This is a genomic window from Actinomadura sp. SCN-SB, from assembly GCF_043906805.1.
Classification (GTDB): Bacteria; Actinomycetota; Actinomycetes; order Streptosporangiales; family Streptosporangiaceae; genus Spirillospora.
The window spans coordinates 130,773-149,607 of the sequence record NZ_JBIMPP010000005.1; the positions used below are offsets into that span (position 1 = coordinate 130,773).

The 18,835-nt window shown below is 72.0% G+C and carries 14 protein-coding genes; 5 read left to right on the top strand and 9 right to left on the bottom strand.

Annotated features, from left to right (window positions below; all coding sequences use genetic code 11):
• Positions 1-2 precede the first annotated feature (2 nt).
• The 3 genes from ACGWYJ_RS05145 to ACGWYJ_RS05155 are packed head-to-tail and all read right to left on the bottom strand — an operon-like array spanning position 3 to position 3,318.
• On the bottom strand, positions 3-458 hold the full coding sequence (locus ACGWYJ_RS05145; RefSeq protein WP_395104400.1) for a hypothetical protein: 456 nt from the start codon (positions 456-458) through the stop codon (positions 3-5).
• A complete protein-coding gene (locus tag ACGWYJ_RS05150) occupies positions 455-2,155 on the bottom strand; it encodes a hypothetical protein (RefSeq protein WP_395104401.1) in 1,701 nt (566 codons plus the stop codon). Before ACGWYJ_RS05150 ends, ACGWYJ_RS05145 begins: the two co-directional genes overlap by 4 nt.
• Positions 2,152-3,318, bottom strand: coding sequence for a glycosyltransferase family 4 protein (locus ACGWYJ_RS05155; RefSeq protein WP_395104402.1), 1,167 nt, complete (start codon positions 3,316-3,318; stop codon positions 2,152-2,154). The genes ACGWYJ_RS05150 and ACGWYJ_RS05155 overlap by 4 nt, the downstream gene beginning before the upstream one ends.
• Positions 3,319-3,497: 179 nt before the next feature.
• On the opposite strand from ACGWYJ_RS05155, the gene ACGWYJ_RS05160 reads away from it, so the two are divergent.
• Entirely contained in the window at positions 3,498-4,631 is a 1,134-nt protein-coding gene (locus tag ACGWYJ_RS05160) for a DUF1972 domain-containing protein (protein WP_395104403.1), read from the top strand.
• 83 nt (positions 4,632-4,714) lie between these two features.
• On the opposite strand, the gene ACGWYJ_RS05165 is transcribed toward ACGWYJ_RS05160, so the two are convergent.
• Positions 4,715-6,352 carry a hypothetical protein gene (locus ACGWYJ_RS05165; protein WP_395104404.1) on the bottom strand — a complete coding sequence of 546 codons (1,638 nt, stop codon included), beginning with the start codon at positions 6,350-6,352 and terminating at the stop codon, positions 4,715-4,717.
• A 221-nt stretch (positions 6,353-6,573) separates the two neighbouring features.
• The gene (locus ACGWYJ_RS05170; RefSeq protein WP_395104405.1) at positions 6,574-9,816 is read right to left on the bottom strand and encodes a LamG-like jellyroll fold domain-containing protein; all 3,243 of its coding nucleotides are present in this window, start codon (positions 9,814-9,816) and stop codon (positions 6,574-6,576) included.
• Between the two features lie 176 nt (positions 9,817-9,992).
• On the opposite strand from ACGWYJ_RS05170, the gene ACGWYJ_RS05175 reads away from it, so the two are divergent.
• From ACGWYJ_RS05175 to rfbC, 4 genes are read left to right on the top strand one after another with little or no spacing between them, the layout of a single operon-like run.
• Complete coding sequence (locus ACGWYJ_RS05175) at positions 9,993-10,589, top strand: hypothetical protein (protein ID WP_395104406.1); 597 nt, start codon at positions 9,993-9,995, stop codon at positions 10,587-10,589.
• Positions 10,586-12,406, top strand: a complete 1,821-nt coding sequence (locus ACGWYJ_RS05180) for a right-handed parallel beta-helix repeat-containing protein (RefSeq protein WP_395104407.1) — start codon at positions 10,586-10,588, stop codon at positions 12,404-12,406. Before ACGWYJ_RS05175 ends, ACGWYJ_RS05180 begins: the two co-directional genes overlap by 4 nt.
• Positions 12,407-12,465: 59 nt before the next feature.
• On the top strand, positions 12,466-13,782 hold the full coding sequence (locus tag ACGWYJ_RS05185; protein ID WP_395104408.1) for an O-antigen ligase family protein: 1,317 nt from the start codon (positions 12,466-12,468) through the stop codon (positions 13,780-13,782).
• A gap of 10 nt (positions 13,783-13,792) precedes the next feature.
• On the top strand, positions 13,793-14,404 hold the full coding sequence (gene rfbC, locus ACGWYJ_RS05190; RefSeq protein ID WP_395104409.1) for a dTDP-4-dehydrorhamnose 3,5-epimerase: 612 nt from the start codon (positions 13,793-13,795) through the stop codon (positions 14,402-14,404).
• On the opposite strand, the gene rfbD is transcribed toward rfbC, so the two are convergent.
• From rfbD to ACGWYJ_RS05210, 4 genes are all read right to left on the bottom strand, one after another.
• Positions 14,401-15,246, bottom strand: a complete 846-nt coding sequence (gene rfbD / locus ACGWYJ_RS05195) for a dTDP-4-dehydrorhamnose reductase (protein WP_395104410.1) — start codon at positions 15,244-15,246, stop codon at positions 14,401-14,403. The two genes, rfbC and rfbD, sit on opposite strands and share 4 nt — an antisense overlap.
• The gene (rfbB, locus tag ACGWYJ_RS05200; protein ID WP_395104411.1) at positions 15,243-16,277 is read right to left on the bottom strand and encodes a dTDP-glucose 4,6-dehydratase; all 1,035 of its coding nucleotides are present in this window, start codon (positions 16,275-16,277) and stop codon (positions 15,243-15,245) included. The genes rfbD and rfbB overlap by 4 nt, the downstream gene beginning before the upstream one ends.
• A gap of 17 nt (positions 16,278-16,294) precedes the next feature.
• Positions 16,295-17,362, bottom strand: coding sequence for a glucose-1-phosphate thymidylyltransferase (locus ACGWYJ_RS05205; protein WP_395104412.1), 1,068 nt, complete (start codon positions 17,360-17,362; stop codon positions 16,295-16,297).
• Positions 17,363-17,532: 170 nt separating this feature from the next.
• Complete coding sequence (locus ACGWYJ_RS05210) at positions 17,533-18,795, bottom strand: sulfate adenylyltransferase subunit 1 (RefSeq protein ID WP_395104465.1); 1,263 nt, start codon at positions 18,793-18,795, stop codon at positions 17,533-17,535.
• Between the last annotated feature and the right edge of the window lie 40 nt (positions 18,796-18,835).

An 18,835-nucleotide genomic window follows, 5' to 3' on the forward strand; every position in this document is an offset into this window, starting at 1 on the left:
CATCAGTCGTTGGCGGCCAGCCGCCAGAACTCCCCCCGCGCGGTGAAGATCCGCCGTCCGGTCTCGTTCAGCAGCCAGAGCGCGAACAGCGCGGCGCCGACGGGCACCGCGACGCCCAGGCCCACCGCCACCGCCGCGCCCGCCAGCGTGCCCGCGGCGACCGTGCCGGCCACCGAGAGCAGCAGCGCCCCGCGGATCCGCGGCTCGAACCGGTCGAAGACGGTGAGCGTGTCGCCCACGAAGGACGTCTGCAGGGCCGTGATCATCACCAGCACGGACAGCAGCAGCGCGTACGCGCCGAACCCGTCGGCGCCCAGGTTGCGGGCGGCCAGCGCCTGCACGACCAGGCTGCCGCCGGCGGTGACGAACTGGACCGTCACCGCGCCGCCCGCGGACGACAGCAGCCGTCCCGCCCGGCCCAGTCCCCGCCCGGCCCCTCCGGGACGGCGCGGGCTCACTTGTCGTTGTAGCGCATCAGGGACGACGAGCCGCCGCCCTTGCCCTTCTCCGCCTCTTCGCTCAGTTCCCTGAGGATGGCGGCCGCGTCCATGGCGGCCGCGTCCGTGTCGGAGATGATCGGGTTGTCCTTCATCGTTTGGTTCGGGTCCCCGCTCAGATCGATGCCTTCCGCCCACAGTTCTGCCGAGATATCCCTCTTCGCCGGATCGTCGGCGGGCGCGTCGGCGGCGTGCGCGCCGCCCTTGGAACGTGACCTCTTGGGACCGCCGGCGACCTTGGCGTCCGCGGACGCCGAGGCCGGCGGCTTGGGAGCCGCGGGCTTCTTGGCGCGCGACGACGCGCCGCTCCCCGAGCCGGAACGGCCGAGCGGGCCGCCGCTGGACGAAGGGGGCGGCGAGGAAGGCGGTGGAGGCGGGCCGGGCGTGGCGGCGCCGGGCTCCTGCCGGTCGAGCAGCGCCTCGGCGCGGTCGAGCAGCGCCTCGGTGGAGGGGGGCGGGGGCTTAGGTGAGGACGGCACGGACGAGGACGAGGACGAGGACGAGGGCGAGGGCGCCGGCGCGGCGCCGTTGACCTCGTCGGACCGGCGGCGTCCCGGCCGGTCGGCCGGCGGCTCGGACACCCTGTCACGCGCGCCGCGGCGGCGCCCGCCCCTGGACCGCTCGCCGCCCCCGGCGCGGCGCGGCGGTGCCGCCGGGCGGGGGATCTCGGCGCGGGCGGCCGGTGCCTCCAGCTCGCCGCGGACCTCGTTCTCGGCGTAGGAGCCGCGCGGCAGCCGGCCGTAGCCGCCGCCCGGCGGCAGATCGCCGTAGCCGGTCTGCGGTTCGCCGTACCCGGGCGGAAGCTCGTAGCCGCGCGGCGCCAGGCCGGGACCGGGGGACGCGGGGCCCTGGGCCATGGCGAGGGCCTCGCGCCGGGCCAGGCCCGCGGCCCGCAGGAACGACACCACGCAGGCCAGGATCGTCCCGATCGCCAGGCCGATCGCCGCGTTGCGCGGGAGCTTGCTCGGCGCGGCGGCGGACGGGTCGGCGGTGTCGACGAACTGCACGCCGTCGTTGGTGTTGGAACGCGCCGACATCACGCCGGACTCGCGTTCCTGAAGCTTGAGCAGGTCCGCGGTCAGCACCCGGTACTCGCGGGTCCCCGGGGTGGCCAGCTGCAGCCGGTTCGTGAGCTTCTGCTTCGTGGCCTGGAGGGTCGCCAGCTGCTTGTCCAGCTGCTGCTGGTTGGTCCTGACCGTGACCTCCTGGTACGCCTTCACCACCGCGTTGGCCTGCATGGCGGCCTCGCGCATGGTGGACGCGGTCGCGGTCACGATGACCACGCCGCCGTCGGGCTTGCTGGAGGTCTGCACGCGGGCCCGCAGCGCCCCGCCGGTCAGGACGGGCCCGCCGCTCTCCTCCTTGAGGATCTCGGCGGCGCGGCTCATCACCGCGGTGGAGCCGGCGAACGCGGCCCGCTGCGCGGTGTAGGCGGCGTAGCCCTGCCCGGACATCACGCCCTGCCGCAGCACGTTGTTGGTGTTGGTGGGGTCGGTCACCGCGAACCTCGCGGTGGCCTTGACGTCGCTGAACACCAGCTGCGTCGCCGCCGCGGCGGCCAGCACGCTGGCCAGGATGATGAGGAACGACATCAGCCTGAAGCGCCAGACGGCCTCCACCAGGCCGATCTCTGGTGTGGCGGGGGTCTGTGCTGTCATCGGATGCTCGAAGTCCTCATAGGGGCACCGGGATCGGTGAGGGCACGGACCGCCTCCCGCATCTCCCGGTGGTACCGATCCTTGCCGAACCGCCGGGCGGCGTCCGCGCGTGCGCGTTTGGCCATGGCCAGTGCCCCGTCCCAATCGTCCAGCAGGCGGGCCACCCCGTCCGCCAGAGCGACCGGGTCGCCGGGCGGGACCAGCACACCGTTCTCGCCATCGGTCACGATCTCGGCGAGGCCCTGCAGGTCAGACGCCACCACCGGGCGGCCGGCCAGCATCGCCTCCACCGCGGCGTTACCGAACGATTCGACCTTGGAGGGCACGATCGCCACGTCCGTCTCGGCCAGCGAGTCCCAGACCTGGGGGCGGAACCCGGCCAGCACCACGCGCCCGTCCTCCAAGGCGTCGCCGGCCAGTTCCCGCAGTTCCTCTTCGACCCACTCGTAGCCAGGGAAGACGCTGCCGACCAAGGTCAAGATGACATCGTACCCGCGCTCCCGCAGCAGTCCGGCCGCGCGGATCGCGATGTCGGACCCCTTGCGCGGCGTCAGCCGGCCGACCAGCGTGATCCGCACCGGGCCGGTCAGCGTGGCCCGCGGCTCGGTGACGCTGGGGGGCTCCTCCACGCCGTTGTGGATGATCTGGGCGCGCCGCCCGGCCGAGCCGAGGACGGCGGCGCTGGCCCGGCCGTTGACGACGACCGTGCGGGCCAGCCGCAGCGGGGCCGACAGCGCGGCGCGCACGGGGCGAGGCAGACCCTCCTCCGCCTCGTGGACGTGGCACAGCGCGGGGACTCGGGCGAGCTTGGCGGCGGCCAGCCAGATCGGGATGGTGATGGTGTTCACATACAGCGCCTCGGCCCCGGTGCGCCGCAGCAGCCGCCGCGCCTTCGGGAGCGCGCGCAGGTTGGCGAAGGCCAGCCGCAGCAGGCCCATCGGGGACATGTACGCCTTGCGGAGCACCGGGATGGGAAGGATTTCGATCCGCGCCCCGGCGTCCCTGAGCACCTGCGAAAGCGGACCCTCGGCCGGTAGTGTCACCACCACTTGGCGGGTGGGCGCCAGCGCCCGCACCGACTCGACCAGCATGCGGTCGGAGCCGTACAGGTCGGGCGAGGGGTGCGCGAGCACCACCACGGGACCTGCGTCACGTTCGGCCAACGTGCCTCCCTCTGCAATCCCTGACAACCTGACTACCGCTTTCGCGCCACGCTCAGATTAACTCTCCTTTACGGTCTAGACGTCTGAAGACCGCAGCGGTTAGCAGCCTCGGCGCAAAATGCCGAGTCCTGGGCGGAAATGTCGCGAAGAGGAGGCGGAAGGTCACGTTGCGCATCGCCATGGTTGGGACCCGCGGAGTGCCGGCGCGCTACGGCGGCTTCGAGACGGCGGTCGAGGAGATCGGCCGGCGGCTGGTGAAGGCGGGGCACGAGGTGACCGTCTACTGCCGGGGAGAGCGCCATCCCGGAGGCGAGTACCTCGGGATGCGGCTGGTTCATCTGCCCGCCGTCAAGAAGAAGGTGGCCGAGACGCTCAGCCACACGGCGTTCTCCGTGACGCACACCGCGGCGCGCCGCGTCGCCCGCAAGGGCCCGGACGTCGCGCTCGTCTTCAACGCCGCCAACGCGCCGCTGCTGCCGGTGCTGCGGATGATGCGGATCCCGGTGGCCACGCACGTGGACGGCCTGGAGTGGAAGCGCACCAAGTGGAGCGGGGCGGGCCGCCGCTACTACCGCAACGCCGAGAGCCTGGCCGTGCGCTGGTCGGACGCCCTGATCGCCGACGCCCGCGGCATCCAGGACTACTACACCGAGCGGTTCGGGGCGTCCTCGGTGTTCATCGCCTACGGCGCGCCGATCCTGGCCGGCACCGACGTGACCAAGCTGACCGAGGCCGGCTACCAGCCGGGCGGCTACCACCTGGTGGTGGCCAGGTTCGAGCCGGAGAACCATGTCCACCTGGCGGTCGAGGGCTACCGGCGCAGCGGTGCCGTCAAGCCTCTGGTGGTCGTCGGCTCGGCGCCGTACTCCGACGCCTACACCGAGAGGGTGCGTGAGCTGGCGGGCGACGACCCGCGGATCCGGTTCCTCGGCGGCGTCTGGGACCAGGACCTGTTGGACGCCTTGTACGCGGGGGCGCTGACCTACGTCCACGGGCATTCGGTCGGCGGCACCAACCCGTCGCTGCTGCGGGCGATGGGCGCCGGGGCGTCCGTGGTGGCCTATGACGTGAACTTCAACCGCGAGGTGCTCGGCGAGGAGGCGGGCCGCTTCTTCGACGACGCCGTGTCGCTGGCGCACCTGATCGAGGCCGCCGAGGCGGATCCGCAGGCCGCGGCGGAACGGGGCGCCGCGGCGCGCAAGCGGGCCGCGGAACGCTATGTGTGGGACGACGTGGCCGCCGCCTACGAACGGCTCTGCGAGGACCTGGTGGCCCGCAGGTTGACCCGCAAGACCGTCAGGGCACGGCGGTAGACGAAGCCGGTGCGCACGTGAACGCGCCCCCGGGTGGCCGGTCACCCGGGGGCGCGTCTTCGTCCGTTCGTCCGTCGTCCCGTTCAGCCGACCGCGTTGGACCGCGCGCTGGTGATCGTCACGCCGAGCGGGTCCTTCACGCGGATCCGGTAGGTGTGCGACCCGGCGGGCGCCGACTTGTCGGTGAACGACAGCGTCGGCATGGACCAGAAGGTCGAGTCGCGCTTCACGGTGCCGATCGGGGTGGTGCCGTTGTCCCGGAGGATCTCGTAGGTCAGGTTCTTGTTGTCCATGTCCCACGTGGTCTTCCAGGAGACCGTGATGCCGTTCAGTCTCTTGACCGCGCGGGGCGTGCCGAGGGCCGACGCGATCGGGCCCTGCTTGTTCGGCGCGATCGACTTGACCGCGAACCGCACGAGCCCCTGCTGGTTGACGCCGTTGACCCGGGGGAACTCGCCGCCCATCGCGATGTAGCTCGCGTTGCCGGTGACGGCCCAGGCCGCCTGGCTCTGCCCGGTGAACGTGCCCGCCGTCAGAGTCGGGTACCAGTGCAGCAGGCTCGGGACGGGCTGCTTGCTGTAGTTGCTGTTGGTCCCGGGAGGAGCCTTGTCCTTGCCGGTGGCGTAGGTGGTCTCGGCCAGCGCGCGGTGCCAGGTCATCGGCTTTGTCTCGGGGAACGCGCCGAGCGAGGAGCAGTCGTGCGCGTGCGAGACGCTGTAGAGCGACTGGCCCGTGGCGAACACGCCGTAGCTCGCGCCGTAGCAGTTGTCGAGCCACACCAGGTCGCCCGTCGCCGCCTTGGCCGCGAACCGCCCGTCGAACCAGTGACCGCCCTCACCGTTGGCCGACCCGTACACGGTGTCGCCCATCACGAACAGGTCGGTCACGTACGAGTAGTTGCTGCCCTTCCTGGTCGGGATCGGGCGGCTGCTCCAGGGCTCCAGCGCGCCGGTGGAGCCGTTGAACGCGCCGATGCCGACCTTGGCCGTGCCGTTCAGCTTCTGGAACCGGCCGCCGACGATCACCCGGTTGCCGTGGATCGCGATCGCGTAGACCTCGTTGTCGTCGGCGGAGGGCTTCCAGGAGCCGAGCGAGCCGTCCGCGGCCCGCACCGCGGCCAGCCGGGTCCGCGAGCTGCCGTTGACGTTGAAGAAGTTGCCGCCGAAGAACACCCACTTGTTGGTCGCGGCGATGGCGCGCACGACGTTGGAGACCTTGGGCTTGAACCCGGCGACCAGCTTGCCGGTGGCGGTGTCGAACGCGGCGAGGCGGCTGCGCGCCTGCCCGTCCACGGTGGTGAACTCGCCGCCGACGTACACGCGTTTGCCGTCGGGCGAGCGGGTGATGCGCAGTCCCTGGCCGTTCAGCGAGTGGTTGAAGGAGGTGATGAGCTTCCCGGTCCTGATGTCGAAGGCCAGGATGTTGTTGCGGGTCACCTCCTGCGCGCTTCCCGGCGCCGCTCCGGCGGGACGGGCCTTGGTGAACCTGCCCGTCGCGTACACCGTGTTGCCGACCGTGGTCATGCTCCACACGACGCCGTTGACCTGCACGGTCGGCAAGGCGTCGGCGCTCACCGTCGGCGGGGTCCCCTGGGCGGGCGCGGTGTCGGCCGCGGCCGTCCCCGCGGGCACCAGTCCGGCGCCGAGAAGCACGATGGACGCTACCGCGACGGGAAGGCGGCTCCGCGATGCGGCGCGGCGCGCAAGCAGTCCAGCTCTCACGTGATCGGTTCCCCTGCTCATAGCCCCCTGTGACCCCTGCGGTCACACTGGCCTGGCGATAGTAAGCCTCCGCGGGGCGAGGGAAGGGTCACTTATCGAAATCGTGATGAATCCCTCTACACCGGTCCTCGCACGCGTCCGGGAGAACCTTTCAGAACGGAAAGAAAACGCCCCGGGGATGACAACCCCGGGGCGCCTTCATGCGTCGTCCCCTTCGTCGGTCAGCCGCCGGCCCTGGTCGCCAGGAAATCGTCCACCGAGACCACGATCGGCGCATTGGTGGTGCTGCCGGAGAGATAGGCCCGCAGCCCGACGCTCCCCGCCACCTGCATGCCGTCGGTGTCGTCGGTCCCGGTGAGCTGCCACGCGGCGGGCTCGGCCGTCCCGTCCGCCCACGCCTTCATCCTCAGCGTGGTCGGCGAGGCGCCGGTGACCTGGAAGCGCAGCCGCAGCCGCTGTCCCGGCGTGTAGGTGAGCCCCTGCAGGGTCTGCTCGGCGACGATCCCCGCCTCGGCCTGCGCGGCGTCGGTACGCACGATCCAGGCCGACACGACGCCGGAGGGCCGCAGCCTGAGCCTGGCCCGGTACTCGCCCACCCCGGTGACGCGGCGGCCGAGCGCCCAGAAGTAGACGCCGTTGCCGGTGCCCTCCTTGTCGACCGACACCTTGAGCGAGACGTCGGACGCGTCGGTGCTGACGCCGTTGAGGTACGCGCCGCCGCTGTTGGTCGGCGCCGCCAGCGTGACGCGGCCGGCGCCGTCCGAGACCGACACGGCGCCTGGCGTGCCGAGGCTCGTCCACGCGCCGCCGACGTCGGCCGTCCCGAAACCGCCGGCCACGGTGCGCTCGAACGCGTCGGACGCGAGCGTCGACGAGGTCACGGTGACGGTGTGCGTGACCTCGTCGGTGGCGCCGTCGTCGTCGGTGACCGTCAGCTTCACCGTGTACTGGCCCGCCGCTCCGTAGGAGTGGGACGGCGTGGCCCCCGTACCGGTCTGGCCGTCGCCGAAGTCCCAGGCGTAGGACGCCACGGTGCCGTCGCCGTCGGTGGACCCGGACGCGTCGAACGAGCACTCCAGCTCGTCACAGGACGAGGTGAACGCGGCCGTGGGCGGCTGGTTGGGCGTGACCGTGCCCGCGCCCACGCCGTGGTGCTCGGCCACTTCGGCGGCGGTCAGGGCGCGCGGGTAGGCGGCCACCTCGTCCAGCGTCCCGTTGAGGTAGTCGCTGGACGGCCTGTTGGTCCAGCCGCTGAGGTTGTCGCCGCCCACGCGCCAGAGGCCGGAGAACGCCTGCCCCTTCTTGATGGTGGCGTTGGCGGCGACCTGCTGCCCGTCCACGTACAGCTTCATGCCGGCGCCGGAGTCGAGCGTGCCGACGACGTGGTGCCACTGGCCGTTGTTGAGGCCGGGACCGCTCATGATGGTCTTGACGCCGCCGCTGTTGACACCGAACACCACGCGGCCGTCGTTGGTCAGGTACAGGTTGCGGTCGTAGTTGGTGCTGTTCCCGCTGGTCCTGTTGCCGTACCCGATGATCTCTCCGCCGCTGGCGCTGGTGGTCCTCACCCATGCCTCGATGGAGAAGTCGCGTGGCGTGGGCACCGCGCCGCTGGCGCCCGTGCCGGTGGTGGTGCCGTTGAACGCCATCGCCCGGTCGGAGTCGGCGGAGATGCCGCCCGTCTGCCCGCGCGTGACCCCCGAGCCCAGGGTGAGGTCGTTCCTGCCCGCGTGGTCGAGGGCGGAACCGCTGGGCTCGCCGAGCCGCCAGTACGCGTCGGGCGCGTCCCCGAGGACGACGCCGCTGTACGGGCCGCTCGTGCCGGGCGTCCCGCTTCCGGGACTGGCCGCGTTGGAGGCCGCGCTGGTGATGGTGTTACCGCTCGGATCCTTGACGCGGACCCTGTAGGTGTTGGACGACCCGGCCTCCGCCGTGGTGTCGAACAGCGACACGATGGGCTTCCGCCAGAACGTCGATGGCTTCTCCACGGTGGCGACCGGGGTGGTGCCGTTCCCGCGGAGCAGCTCGTAGGTGAGCGTGTTGTTGTCCATGTCCCACGTCGTGGTCACGCTCACGCGGACCTTGCCTCCGGGCACGGACTGGGCGGTGGGCGTTCCCAGTTCGGACGCGATCGGCCCCTGGTCGTTGGGGGCCTTGTCCTTGACGGCGAACCGCACGAGGCCCTGCTGGTTGACGCCGTTGACCCGGGGGAACTCGCCGCCCATGGCGACGTAGTCGGAGGTGCCCGTCACGGCCCAGGCGGCCTGGCTCTGCCCGGTGAACGTGCCCGCCGACAGGGTCGGGTACCAGTGCAGCAGGCTCGGGATGGGCTGCCCGCTGTAGTTGCTGTTGGTGCCGGGCGGCATCAGGTCCGTCCCGGTCGGGTACGTGGTCTCGGTCAGGGCCCGGTGCCAGCTCCTCGGGTTGGTCTCGGGGAACGCGCCCAGCGAGGAGCAGTCGTGCGCGTGCGAGACGCTGTAGACGGACTGGCCTTCGACGAACATGCCGTAGGTCGCGCCGTAGCAGTTGTCGAGCCACACCAGGTCGCCCGTCGCCGCCTTGGCCGCGAACCGCCCGTCGAACCAGTGACCGCCCTCACCGTTGGCCGACCCGTACACGGTGTCGCCCGACACGAACAGGTCGGTCACGTACGAGAAGTTGCTGCCCGACCTGCTGGGGATCGGGCGGCTGCTCCACGGGGCGAGCGCGCCCGTGGTGGCGTCGATCGCGCCGATGCCGACCTGGGAGGCGCCGTTGAGCGTCTGGAACCGGCCGCCGACCAGCACCCGGGTGTCGCCGGGCGCCATCACCATCGCGTACACCTCGTTGTCGTCGGCGGTCGGGCGCCAGGTGTTGATGTTCGCGCCGTCGGAGGCCCGCACCGCGGCCAGCCGGGTCCGCGAGCTGCCGTTGACGTTGAAGAAGTTGCCGCCGAAGTACACCGTCGAGTCGGTCGCGGCGATCGCCCGCACCACGTTGGACACGGTGGGCTTGAAGTCGGGGTCGAGGGCGCCGGTGGCGGTGTCGAACGCGGCGATCCGGCTGCGCGGCTGCCCGTCGACCGTGGTGAACTCGCCGCCCACGTACACCCGGCTGCCGTCGGGCGAGCGGACGATGCGCAGTCCCTGGCCGTTCAGCGAGTGGTCGAACGAGGTGACCAGCTCACCGGTCCTGATGTCGAAGGCCAGGATGTTGTTGCGGGTCACCTCCTGCGGACTGCCCGCCGCCGTGCCCGGCGGCCGCGCCTTGGTGAAGTTGCCCGTGGCGTAGACGGTGTTGCCGACCGTCGTCATGCTCCACACGACCCCGTTGACCTGCCAGGTCGGTAAGGCGTCGGCGCTCACCGTCGGCGGGGTGCCCGGCGGCGGCGCGGTGTCGGCCGCGGCCGGGGCCGCGGGCATCGCCGTGAGACCGAAGACGGCCGTGCCGAAGGCCGTGACGGTGGCCAGGACGGCCCTTCTCACGGCCGGGCGCAAGACGGAGACAGTTATCACCGGCTGAAATCCCCCATCCAAGCTAAAGAAGGCAAAGGAAGATTAGCGGAGCCACTGTCTAAACTGTTGGCCACTAGCGGCGCTCCGGGCTCCCCGTTCACTCGGGCGCCGATCTTTCCGCGACACACGACCGAGGAGATATCCGCATGCCCCTCCGGGGATCGCGCCCATCCACGTTTTCTCGCTCGGCGGGCCGGGGCACGGCTCTCGCGCTGTCCCTCGCACTCGCGGTGGCGGTGGCGGGATGCTCGGGCGACAAGAAGCCCGCCTCAGGCCCCAAGCCCCCGCCGCCCAGCGAGCGGTCCGAGGCGGAGACCACCGCGGCGCCCGGGGCCGTGGCGTTCAAGGACATGACCGGGCTGCGCAAGCCCGTCACCTACCCGGACAAGATCACCGTCGCGATCACCGACATCCGGTACGCCAAGAACCAGGCCATGGGGCCGGGCGAGATCACCGGCCGGAACCTGACGATCTTCACGCTGCGGTTCACCAACGGGTCCGCGCAGCCGCTCGACCTCAACAAGGTCCAGGTGGTCGCCCGCTACGGCAAGGCCCGCACGCAGGCGAGCCCCACCTCGTACGCCAACATCAACGACTTCTACGGGACGGTGGCGCCGGGCCAGAGCCGTTCGGCCTCGTACGCCTTCGACCTGCCGCCCGAGGGCTACGGCGCGGTCGTGCTGGGCGTGGCCTTCGACGACAAGCACAAGACGGCCGTGTTCGCGGGATCGCTCCAGCGGTGAGCCCGGCACGTCGGGTCCTCGTCGCCGGCGTGCCGGCGCTGACCGTGACCGTCGTCGCCGCCTTGCTGGTCTGGCGGCCTCTGGACGGGGACCCGGGGGAGGCCGGGCCGTCCCCCGGCACGGCGACCGCCGCGGGCGCCGCGGGCGCCGTCACGGTGGGCACCGCGGCCTACGAGGTGCCGGAGAAGGCCACCGTCGTCTCCCCGTCCGGGGACGACACGGCGGCGGGCACGATGCAGGCACCTCTGCGCACCGTGGGCAGGGCGATCGCGCTGGCGCCCTCCGGCGGCACGATCGTGCTGCGCGGCGGGACCTACCACGAGTCGGTCACCATCCCGCCGGGCAAGCGCCTCACCGTCCAGTCCCACCCGGGCGAGGCCGCCTGGTTCGACGGCAGCTCCCCCGTGGACGGCTGGACGCGGGAAGGCGACGCCTGGGTCAAGGACGGCTGGACGGTCAGGTTCGACGCCAGCCCGTCCTACACGCGCGGGGCGCCGCCCAGCGACAACCCGAACTTCCAGTTCATCGATCCCGCCCACCCGATGGCGGCCCACCCCGACCAGGTGTGGATCGACGATGTGGCGCAGCGCCAGGTCTCCTCCCGTGACGAGGTGACCGCCGGCGCGTTCTACGTCGACGAGCGGGCCGGACGACTGTACCTGGGCTCGGACCCGCGCGGGCGGACGGTGCGGGCGAGCACGCTCGGCATCGCGATCACGATCGGCGGGGACGGGTCGGCGCTGCGCGGGGTCGGCGTGCGCCGCTACGCTCCGTCCCTCCCGCAGCTCGCCAGCGTGCGCGTGACCGGCTCCGGGGTGAGCGTGGAGAACGTGGCGGTCACCGACTCGGCCACGACCGGGCTCAGCGTGGTGGGGCCGCACGCCCGCGTCCGCCGGGTCACGCTGACCCGCAACGGCATGCTCGGCGTCCACGGCAACCAGGCCGACGACCTGCGTCTCGAACGCGTCCGCAGCACCCGTAACAACCTGGAGCGCTTCAAGCAGGCGCCGGTGTCGGGCGGCGTCAAGGTCACCCGGTCGCGGGGGGTGACCGTGACCGGCAGCGTCCTGTCCGGCAACCTCGGCAAGGGCCTCTGGTTGGACGAGTCGGTGCACGGCATCACGGTGACCGGCAACCGGGTGGCCCGCAACGCCGGTCACGGCATCGTCCTGGAGCTGAGCGCGGAGGCGGTCGTCGCGGGCAACCTCGTCCGGGACAACGGCGGCGACGGGCTCCGCGTCAACGACACCGAGGGCGTGCAGATCTGGAACAACACGCTGGTGACGAACGGCCGCGCCGTCCATCTCGTGCAGGACGAGCGGCGGCCCGAGGCGCCCGGCGCGCGAGGCCGCGACCCCCGCCGGCCGTTCCCCGATCCCACGATGACCTGGCGGCTCGGCCGTATCACGCTGGGCAACAACGTGCTCGCGGACGCGCGTCCCGGCGCCCCGTGCCTGCTGTGCGTGGAGGACCACACGCACGACCGCTCGGCGGCCGCGATGGGGATCACGGCCGACGGTGACGTGTTCGTCCGGCCCGGCCCCGGCTCGCCGCGGCGGCTGATCGTGTGGTCGCGCGGCGCGGGCGCACCGGACGCCTACACCGGCCTGGCCGCGTTCCGGGACGCCACCGGCCAGGAGAGGGCGGGCATCGCCGTGGACGACCCGGCGGCGGCCGGCGCGGACGGCGCGCTCTCCTCCGCCGTCGCCGCACGGGCCGCGTCGGCCGCGCGTCCCCTGCCCGCCCGTGTCGCCGCCCTGCTCGGCCGTCCCGCCGGAGCCCGTCACACGGGCGCGTGGCCGATGGCCTCCGACTGAGCGTCACCGGGCGCGGGGCGGCTTATCCTTGGGGCGCCGTGCACCAACAGGAGAACGCGATGACCGCACCGGGGCGATTCCCGCGCCTGACCCTCCTCCCCCGGTACCGGCCGCTGCCGCCGGTGTCCGGGTGGTGGGCCGTCGTGGTGCCGCTGGCCCTCATGCTGTCCAGCGACTACAAGCTGCGCAGCCGCGAGGCGGAACAGACGGTCAGCGGCAGCGCCGACCTCACGATCCTGACGGAGATCGGCATCTACGGCTTCGCCGCCATCTACCTCTACTACAGGTTCGGGCTGCGCCCCCCGTCCCGGCCGACGACGGGGCTGCTGCTGGCCGCGTGGGCGTTCGCCGCCTACCTGGCGTTGTCCGCGCTGTGGTCGCCTTTCCTCTCGCTGGGCCTCGTCCGCGGCGTCCAGCTGCTGATCACCATGTCCCTGGCGTACGTCCTGGCGACCCGGGCGGAACCGCGCGACATGCACCGGCTGGGGCACGCCTTCATCGCGATCGCGCTGGCCTCGGTCGCGATCGGCGTGGCCCACCCGTTCCCGCGCACCTCGCTCACCGAGGACCGCTTCAACTGGCTGTACGTGCACCCCGTCCAGGCGGCCGTGTACCTGGCGGTGGCGCTGCTGCTCACGGTGAGCTACCTGATCCGCTTCGAGACGCCGCAGCACCGGCTGTGGCATCCGCTGCTGTACCTCGGCGCCATGGCCGTGCTCGCCGGGGCGCTGATCGCCACCGGGACGCGCGGAGCGGCGGCGGGCTGCGCCGCCGGGCTGGTGGTGCTGCTGGCCACCTCGCGCGGCCCGCGCGGGCGCGTGGACGTGCTGGTGCTCGGCGCCACCGTCTCGACCGTCGCCGCGCTCGCGTTCTCCGAGAAGATCCTGGCCTTCGTGTCGCGGGGCGAGTCGGCCGAGAGTCTGGCCTCCCTCAACTCGCGCACGGAGCTGTGGGCGCTGGCCATGCGCGCCTACGCGGAAGAGCCGGTCTTCGGGCGCGGCCTGGGCGCGTCCAGGGGCCTGTTCCTGGACGACATCGGCCTGGGCGGCGCGCACAACGCGTTCGTCAACACCCTGGTCGACAACGGGGCGGTCGGCACGGCCATCTTCGCCGCGCTCCTGCTCACGCTCGGGTTCGTCCTGCTCCTGCTGGCGCGTCACCGCAGCCTGCGCACCGACGCCGGCATGCTGCTGGGCATGCTGTCCTGCTTCCTGCTGAACGGCATCACCAACGAGGGCATGGCGGCGCCCGCCAACGTCTCGGGCATCTGGTTGCTGCTCCTCGTCGCGTGGACGGAGGTGCTGCGCCGCCAGGGAGGCGACCCGGTCCCCGTACAGGCGGTGCGGGCCGGACCGGGCACGGACCGGCACCCCTAAACTCGCGGGCGTGGATCCGCTGACCATCCAAGGCGCCTACGCCTTCACCCCCCAAGCGCACGATGACGAGCGCGGCTCGTTCCACGAGTGGTTCCGGCAGGACCACCTGGAGCGGACCGGTCACACCTTCGGGCTCGCGCAGGCGAACTGCTCGGTGTCGTCCAAGGGCGTCCTGCGCGGCGTGCACTTCGCCGACGTCCCGCCGGGGCAGGCGAAGTACGTGACGTGCGTGCGCGGCGCGATCCTCGACGTCGTCGTGGACCTGCGTGTCGGCTCACCCACGTTCGGACGGCACGAGGCCGTGACGCTGGACCCGGGCAACCGCCGCTGCCTCTACATCGCCGAAGGGCTCGGCCACGCCTTCATGGCTTTGGCGGACGACACGATGGTCATGTACCTGTGCTCGGAACCGTACGCGCCGCGGCGCGAGCACGGGGTGCATCCGTTGGACGCGGACCTCGGCATCCCCTGGCCCTCGGATGTCGAGCCGATCCTGTCGCCCAAGGACGCCGCCGCGCCCACCCTCGCCGAGGCCGAGAAGTCGGGGCTGCTCCCCGACTACCGCACGTGCCTGGACTTCTACGCCGGACGCCAGGGCGGCCAGGGCGGTCAAGACGGCTAGGACCAGACGGCCCGCAGGGTGGGCCAGGCTTCGTGCAGGGCATCGCGCCAGTCGCGCATCGGCGGCAGCCCCGCCTTGGCCCAGCCGTCGTGCCCGAGGACGCCGTACGCCGGGCGCGGGGCGGGCCGGGGGAAGCCGGCGCTGGTGGTGGGCCGTACCCGGTCCGGGTCCAGCCCGAGCAGCGTGAACACCTCGCGGGCGAGGCCGTACCAGGTCGTGGCGCCCCCGTTCGTGCCGTGATAGATCCCCGGCGGGGCGCCCGCGGAGACCAGGGCGATGACGCGGTCGGCCAGGTCCCCGGTCCAGGTGGGCTGGCCGGTCTGGTCGTTCACGACGCTCACCGTGTCACGCTCGGACGCCAGCCGCGCCATCGTCCGCACGAAGCTGCCGCCGTGCGCCCCGTACAGCCACGCCGTCCTGACGATGTAGGCGTTCACGCTGGCCGCGGCTTGTTCACCGGCGAGCTTGGTACGACCGTAGGCGTTGATGGGGCAGGTCGGTGCGTCCTCGGGATAAGGGCGGTCCCCCTTGCCGTCGAAGACGTAGTCGGTGGAGATCTGGACGAGCGTGGCGCCCGCGTCGCCGCAGGCACGGGCCAGGGCCGCCACGGCGGTGCCGTTGACGGCCAGGGCGGCCTCCTCCTGGGTCTCGGCGTCGTCCACGGCCGTCCAGGCGGCGCAGTTGACGACCACGGCCGGGCGGTGACGGCGCAGCGCGGCCTGGACGGCGGCGGGGTCGCACAGGTCCAGCTCGGCGCGCGTGAGCCCGACCGCCTCACCGCCCAGGCGTTCCACCAGGTCGGTGCCGAGCATCCCTCCCGCGCCGGTGATCAGCCAGGTCACCGGGCGTCCGTGTGCCGTCCGGGCGCGGGCTCCCAGGCACCCGGGCCCTCGCCGAACCGGTCATGGGCGCGCTTCTTGAGCGGCTCCCACCAGGCCCGGTTCTCCGCGTACCAGCGGATCGTCTCCTCCAGCCCGTTCTCGAACGACACCCGCGGGGCGTAGCCGAGGGCGCGCAGCTTGGCGTCGTTCAGCGAGTAGCGGCGGTCGTGGCCCTTGCGGTCGGGCACCCGCCGCACCATGTCCCAGTCCGCGCCCAGCGCGTCCAGGATCCGCCGCGTCAGCTCCAGGTTGGTCAGCTCCGCCGTCCCGGCGATGTGGTAGATCCCGCCCGGCGCGCCGACCTCGGCGACCAGGTGGACGCCGCGGCAGTGGTCGGCCACGTGCACCCAGTCGCGGACGTTGCCGCCGTCCCCGTACAGCGGGACCGGGCGGCCGTCCATCAGGTTGGTGACGAACAGCGGGATGACCTTCTCCGGGTACTGGTACGGGCCGTAGTTGTTGCCGCAACGGGTGATGCTGACCGGCAGCCCGTGCGTCCGCGCGTACGCGCGGGCGATCATGTCGCCGCCCGCCTTGGACGCCGAGTACGGCGAGTTCGGCGCGGCCGGCGCCGACTCGTCCCACGAGCCGCTGTCGATGCTGCCGTACACCTCGTCCGTGGACACCTGGACGATCCGGGGGGTGCCGGCCGCCAGGCAGGCGCGCAGCAGCGCCTGCACGCCCTGCACGTTGGTGCGCACGAACTCGCCGGCGCTGGCGATCGACCGGTCCACATGCGACTCGGCCGCGAAGTTGATCACCACGTCGTGGCCGGGCACGACCTGCGCGAGCAGCTCGTCGTCGCAGATGTCGCCGTGCACGAACGTGAACCCGCCCTCGACCGGCTCCAGGTTGGCCAGGTTGCCCGCGTAGGTCAGCCGGTCCAGCACGGTCACCTCCGCCCCCGCCCACGCGGGGTAGCCGCCCGAGACCAGCTCGCGCACGAAGTGCGAGCCGATGAAACCGGCGCCGCCGGTGACCAGGACCCTCATCTGCCGACCGTCCTCATCTATCCGCTGATCTGCACGGCGCTGTGGTCGCCCAGGACCAGGCGGTGCGCCTTCGGGACACGGGGCGCCGGGGTCACCGCGGCCTCCCGGCCGATCAGCGACACCTCGATCCGGCCGACCCCGTCGATGGACGCGCCGCGCAGCACGATGGAGTACTCGATCTCGCTGTCCAGCACCGTGCAGTCCCGGTCGATCGAGGTGAACGGGCCGATGTAGGAGTCGCGCACCACCGATCCGGCGCCCACGATCGCGGGGCCGACCACCCGGGACCCGGTGACCTCCGCGCCCTCCTCCACCACGACCCGGCCGATCAGCTCGCTGGCCTCGTCCACCCGTCCCCGCACCGACGGCTCCAGGCCCTCCAGGACGAGCCGGTTGACCTCCAGCATGTCGGTGACGTTGCCGGTGTCCTTCCAGTAGCCGGAGATCACCGTGGACTCCACCCGGGCGCCGCCGTCGATCAGCGCCTGGATCGCGTCGGTGATCTCCAGCTCGTTCCGCCAGGACGGCGTGAGCCCCGCCACCGCCGCGTGCACGGCCGGGCCGAACATGTACACGCCGACCAGCGCCAGGTCGCTCTTGGGCCGCTCCGGCTTCTCCTCCAGGCCGATCACCCGTCCCGAGGCGTCCACCTCGGCCACGCCGAACGCGCGCGGGTCCTTCACCCGGGTCAGCATGATCTGCGCGTCCGGGCGCTCCCGCCGGAACCGCTCCACCAGCCCGGTGATGCCGCCGACGATGAAGTTGTCGCCCAGGTACATGACGAAGTCGTCCTCGCCCAGGAACTCGCGGGCCACCAGCACCGCGTGCGCCAGCCCGAGCGGCGCCTCCTGCGGCAGGTAGGTCACCGTCAGCCCGAACGAGGACCCGTCGCCGACGGCCGCCCGGATCTCCGCGGCGGTGTCGCCGACCACGATCCCGACCTCGCGGATGCCGGCGTCGGCGATCGCCTCCAGGCCGTAGAAGAGCACCGGCTTGTTGGCCACCGGCACCAGCTGCTTGGCCGAGGTGTGCGTGATCGGCCGCAGCCGCGACCCGGAGCCGCCGGCCAGGACCAGGGCCTTCACGGCGCCGCCTGGGAACTGCTGGGAACGGACGGTCTCAACGAGGCTCCAGTGATGCCGGAAAAGTCTGGTTACCCGCCGAGATTACCGGTAGTCCGCCGCGCCGGGTGTCCCGATGGCCGGGCCAGGACCAGCCCCTCCCGGGGGTATCGCCTACGCCTGCCGGACGCCGCCTATCGGGCGCCGACGATCATGCCGGCCGCGACCGTGTTGTTGGTGGACTCGTCGATCAGGATGAAGCCGCCGGTCATCCGGTTCCGGGCGTAGTCGTCGACGAACAGCGGCTGGGTGACCCGCAGCGAGATCCGGCCGATCTCGTTCAGCCCCAGGGCCGGGGCGTTCTCGTCCCGGTGCAGGGTGTTGACGTCCAGCCGGTAGTTGAGCTCCTTCACCATCGCCCTGGCGGTCCGGGTGGTGTGCTTGATCACGACCTTCATCCGCGGCGTGAGCTGCCGGTCCGGGGTCATCCAGCACACCATCGCGTCCAGGTCCTGCGCGACCTCGGGACGGTTGTTCGGCCGGGCGATCATGTCGCCGCGGGAGATGTCGATGTCGTCGGCCAGCCGCAGCGTGACCGACATCGGCGGGAACGCCTCCTCCACCGGGCCGTTCGGGCCGTCGATGTGCGTGATCGTCGTGGTCAGCCCGGACGGCAGGTGCACCACCTCGTCGCCGGGCTTGAGCACGCCGCCGGCGACCTGCCCCGCGTAGCCGCGGTAGTCGTGCAGCTCGGGGTCGGTGGACGCGTGCGGGCGGATCACGTACTGCACCGGGAACCGCACGTCGATCAGGTTGCGGTCGGAGGCGATGTGCACGTGCTCCAGGTGGTGCAGCAGCGAGGTGCCCTTGTACCAGGGCATGTTCGGCGACCGGTCCACCACGTTGTCGCCGTGCAGCGCCGAGATCGGGATGAAGGTGAGGTCGGCCACCTCCAGCTTGGTGGCGAACGCGGTGAACTCGTCCACGATCCGCTCGAAGGTCCCCCGGTCGTAGCCGACCAGGTCCATCTTGTTCACCGCGACCACCAGGTGCGGCACCTTCAGCAGCGTGGTCAGGAACGCGTGCCGCCTGGACTGCTCCAGGATGCCCTTGCGCGCGTCCACCAGGACGATCGCCAGGTCAGCGGTGGACGCCCCGGTGACCATGTTCCGCGTGTACTGAATGTGCCCGGGGGTGTCGGCGATGATGAACTTGCGCCGCGGCGTGGCGAAGTACCGGTACGCCACGTCGATCGTGATGCCCTGCTCCCGTTCGGCCCGCAGGCCGTCGGTGAGCAGCGCCAGGTTGGTGTACTCCTCGCCGCGGTCGACGCTGGTGCGCTCCACCGACTCCAGCTGGTCCTCGAAGATCGACTTGGAGTCGAACAGCAGCCGCCCGATCAGCGTGGACTTGCCGTCGTCCACCGACCCGGCGGTGGCGAACCGCAGGATGTCCATCTGATGGCCCGTGGCCGGTCCAGCGGTCTGCGCGGTCTCC

Excerpts from the sequence above, each read along its gene's own strand:
- ACGWYJ_RS05185 (WP_395104408.1), top strand. The coding sequence starts at position 12,466 with ATGACCGCACCGGGGCGATTCCCGCGCCTGACCCTCCTCCCCCGGTAC.
- ACGWYJ_RS05160 (WP_395104403.1), top strand. The coding sequence starts at position 3,498 with ATGGTTGGGACCCGCGGAGTGCCGGCGCGCTACGGCGGCTTCGAGACG.
- rfbB (WP_395104411.1), bottom strand. The coding sequence starts at position 16,277 with ATGAGGGTCCTGGTCACCGGCGGCGCCGGTTTCATCGGCTCGCACTTC.
- ACGWYJ_RS05210 (WP_395104465.1), bottom strand. The coding sequence starts at position 18,795 with ATGGACATCCTGCGGTTCGCCACCGCCGGGTCGGTGGACGACGGCAAG.
- ACGWYJ_RS05175 (WP_395104406.1), top strand. The coding sequence starts at position 9,993 with ATGCCCCTCCGGGGATCGCGCCCATCCACGTTTTCTCGCTCGGCGGGC.
- ACGWYJ_RS05150 (WP_395104401.1), bottom strand. The coding sequence starts at position 2,155 with ATGACAGCACAGACCCCCGCCACACCAGAGATCGGCCTGGTGGAGGCC.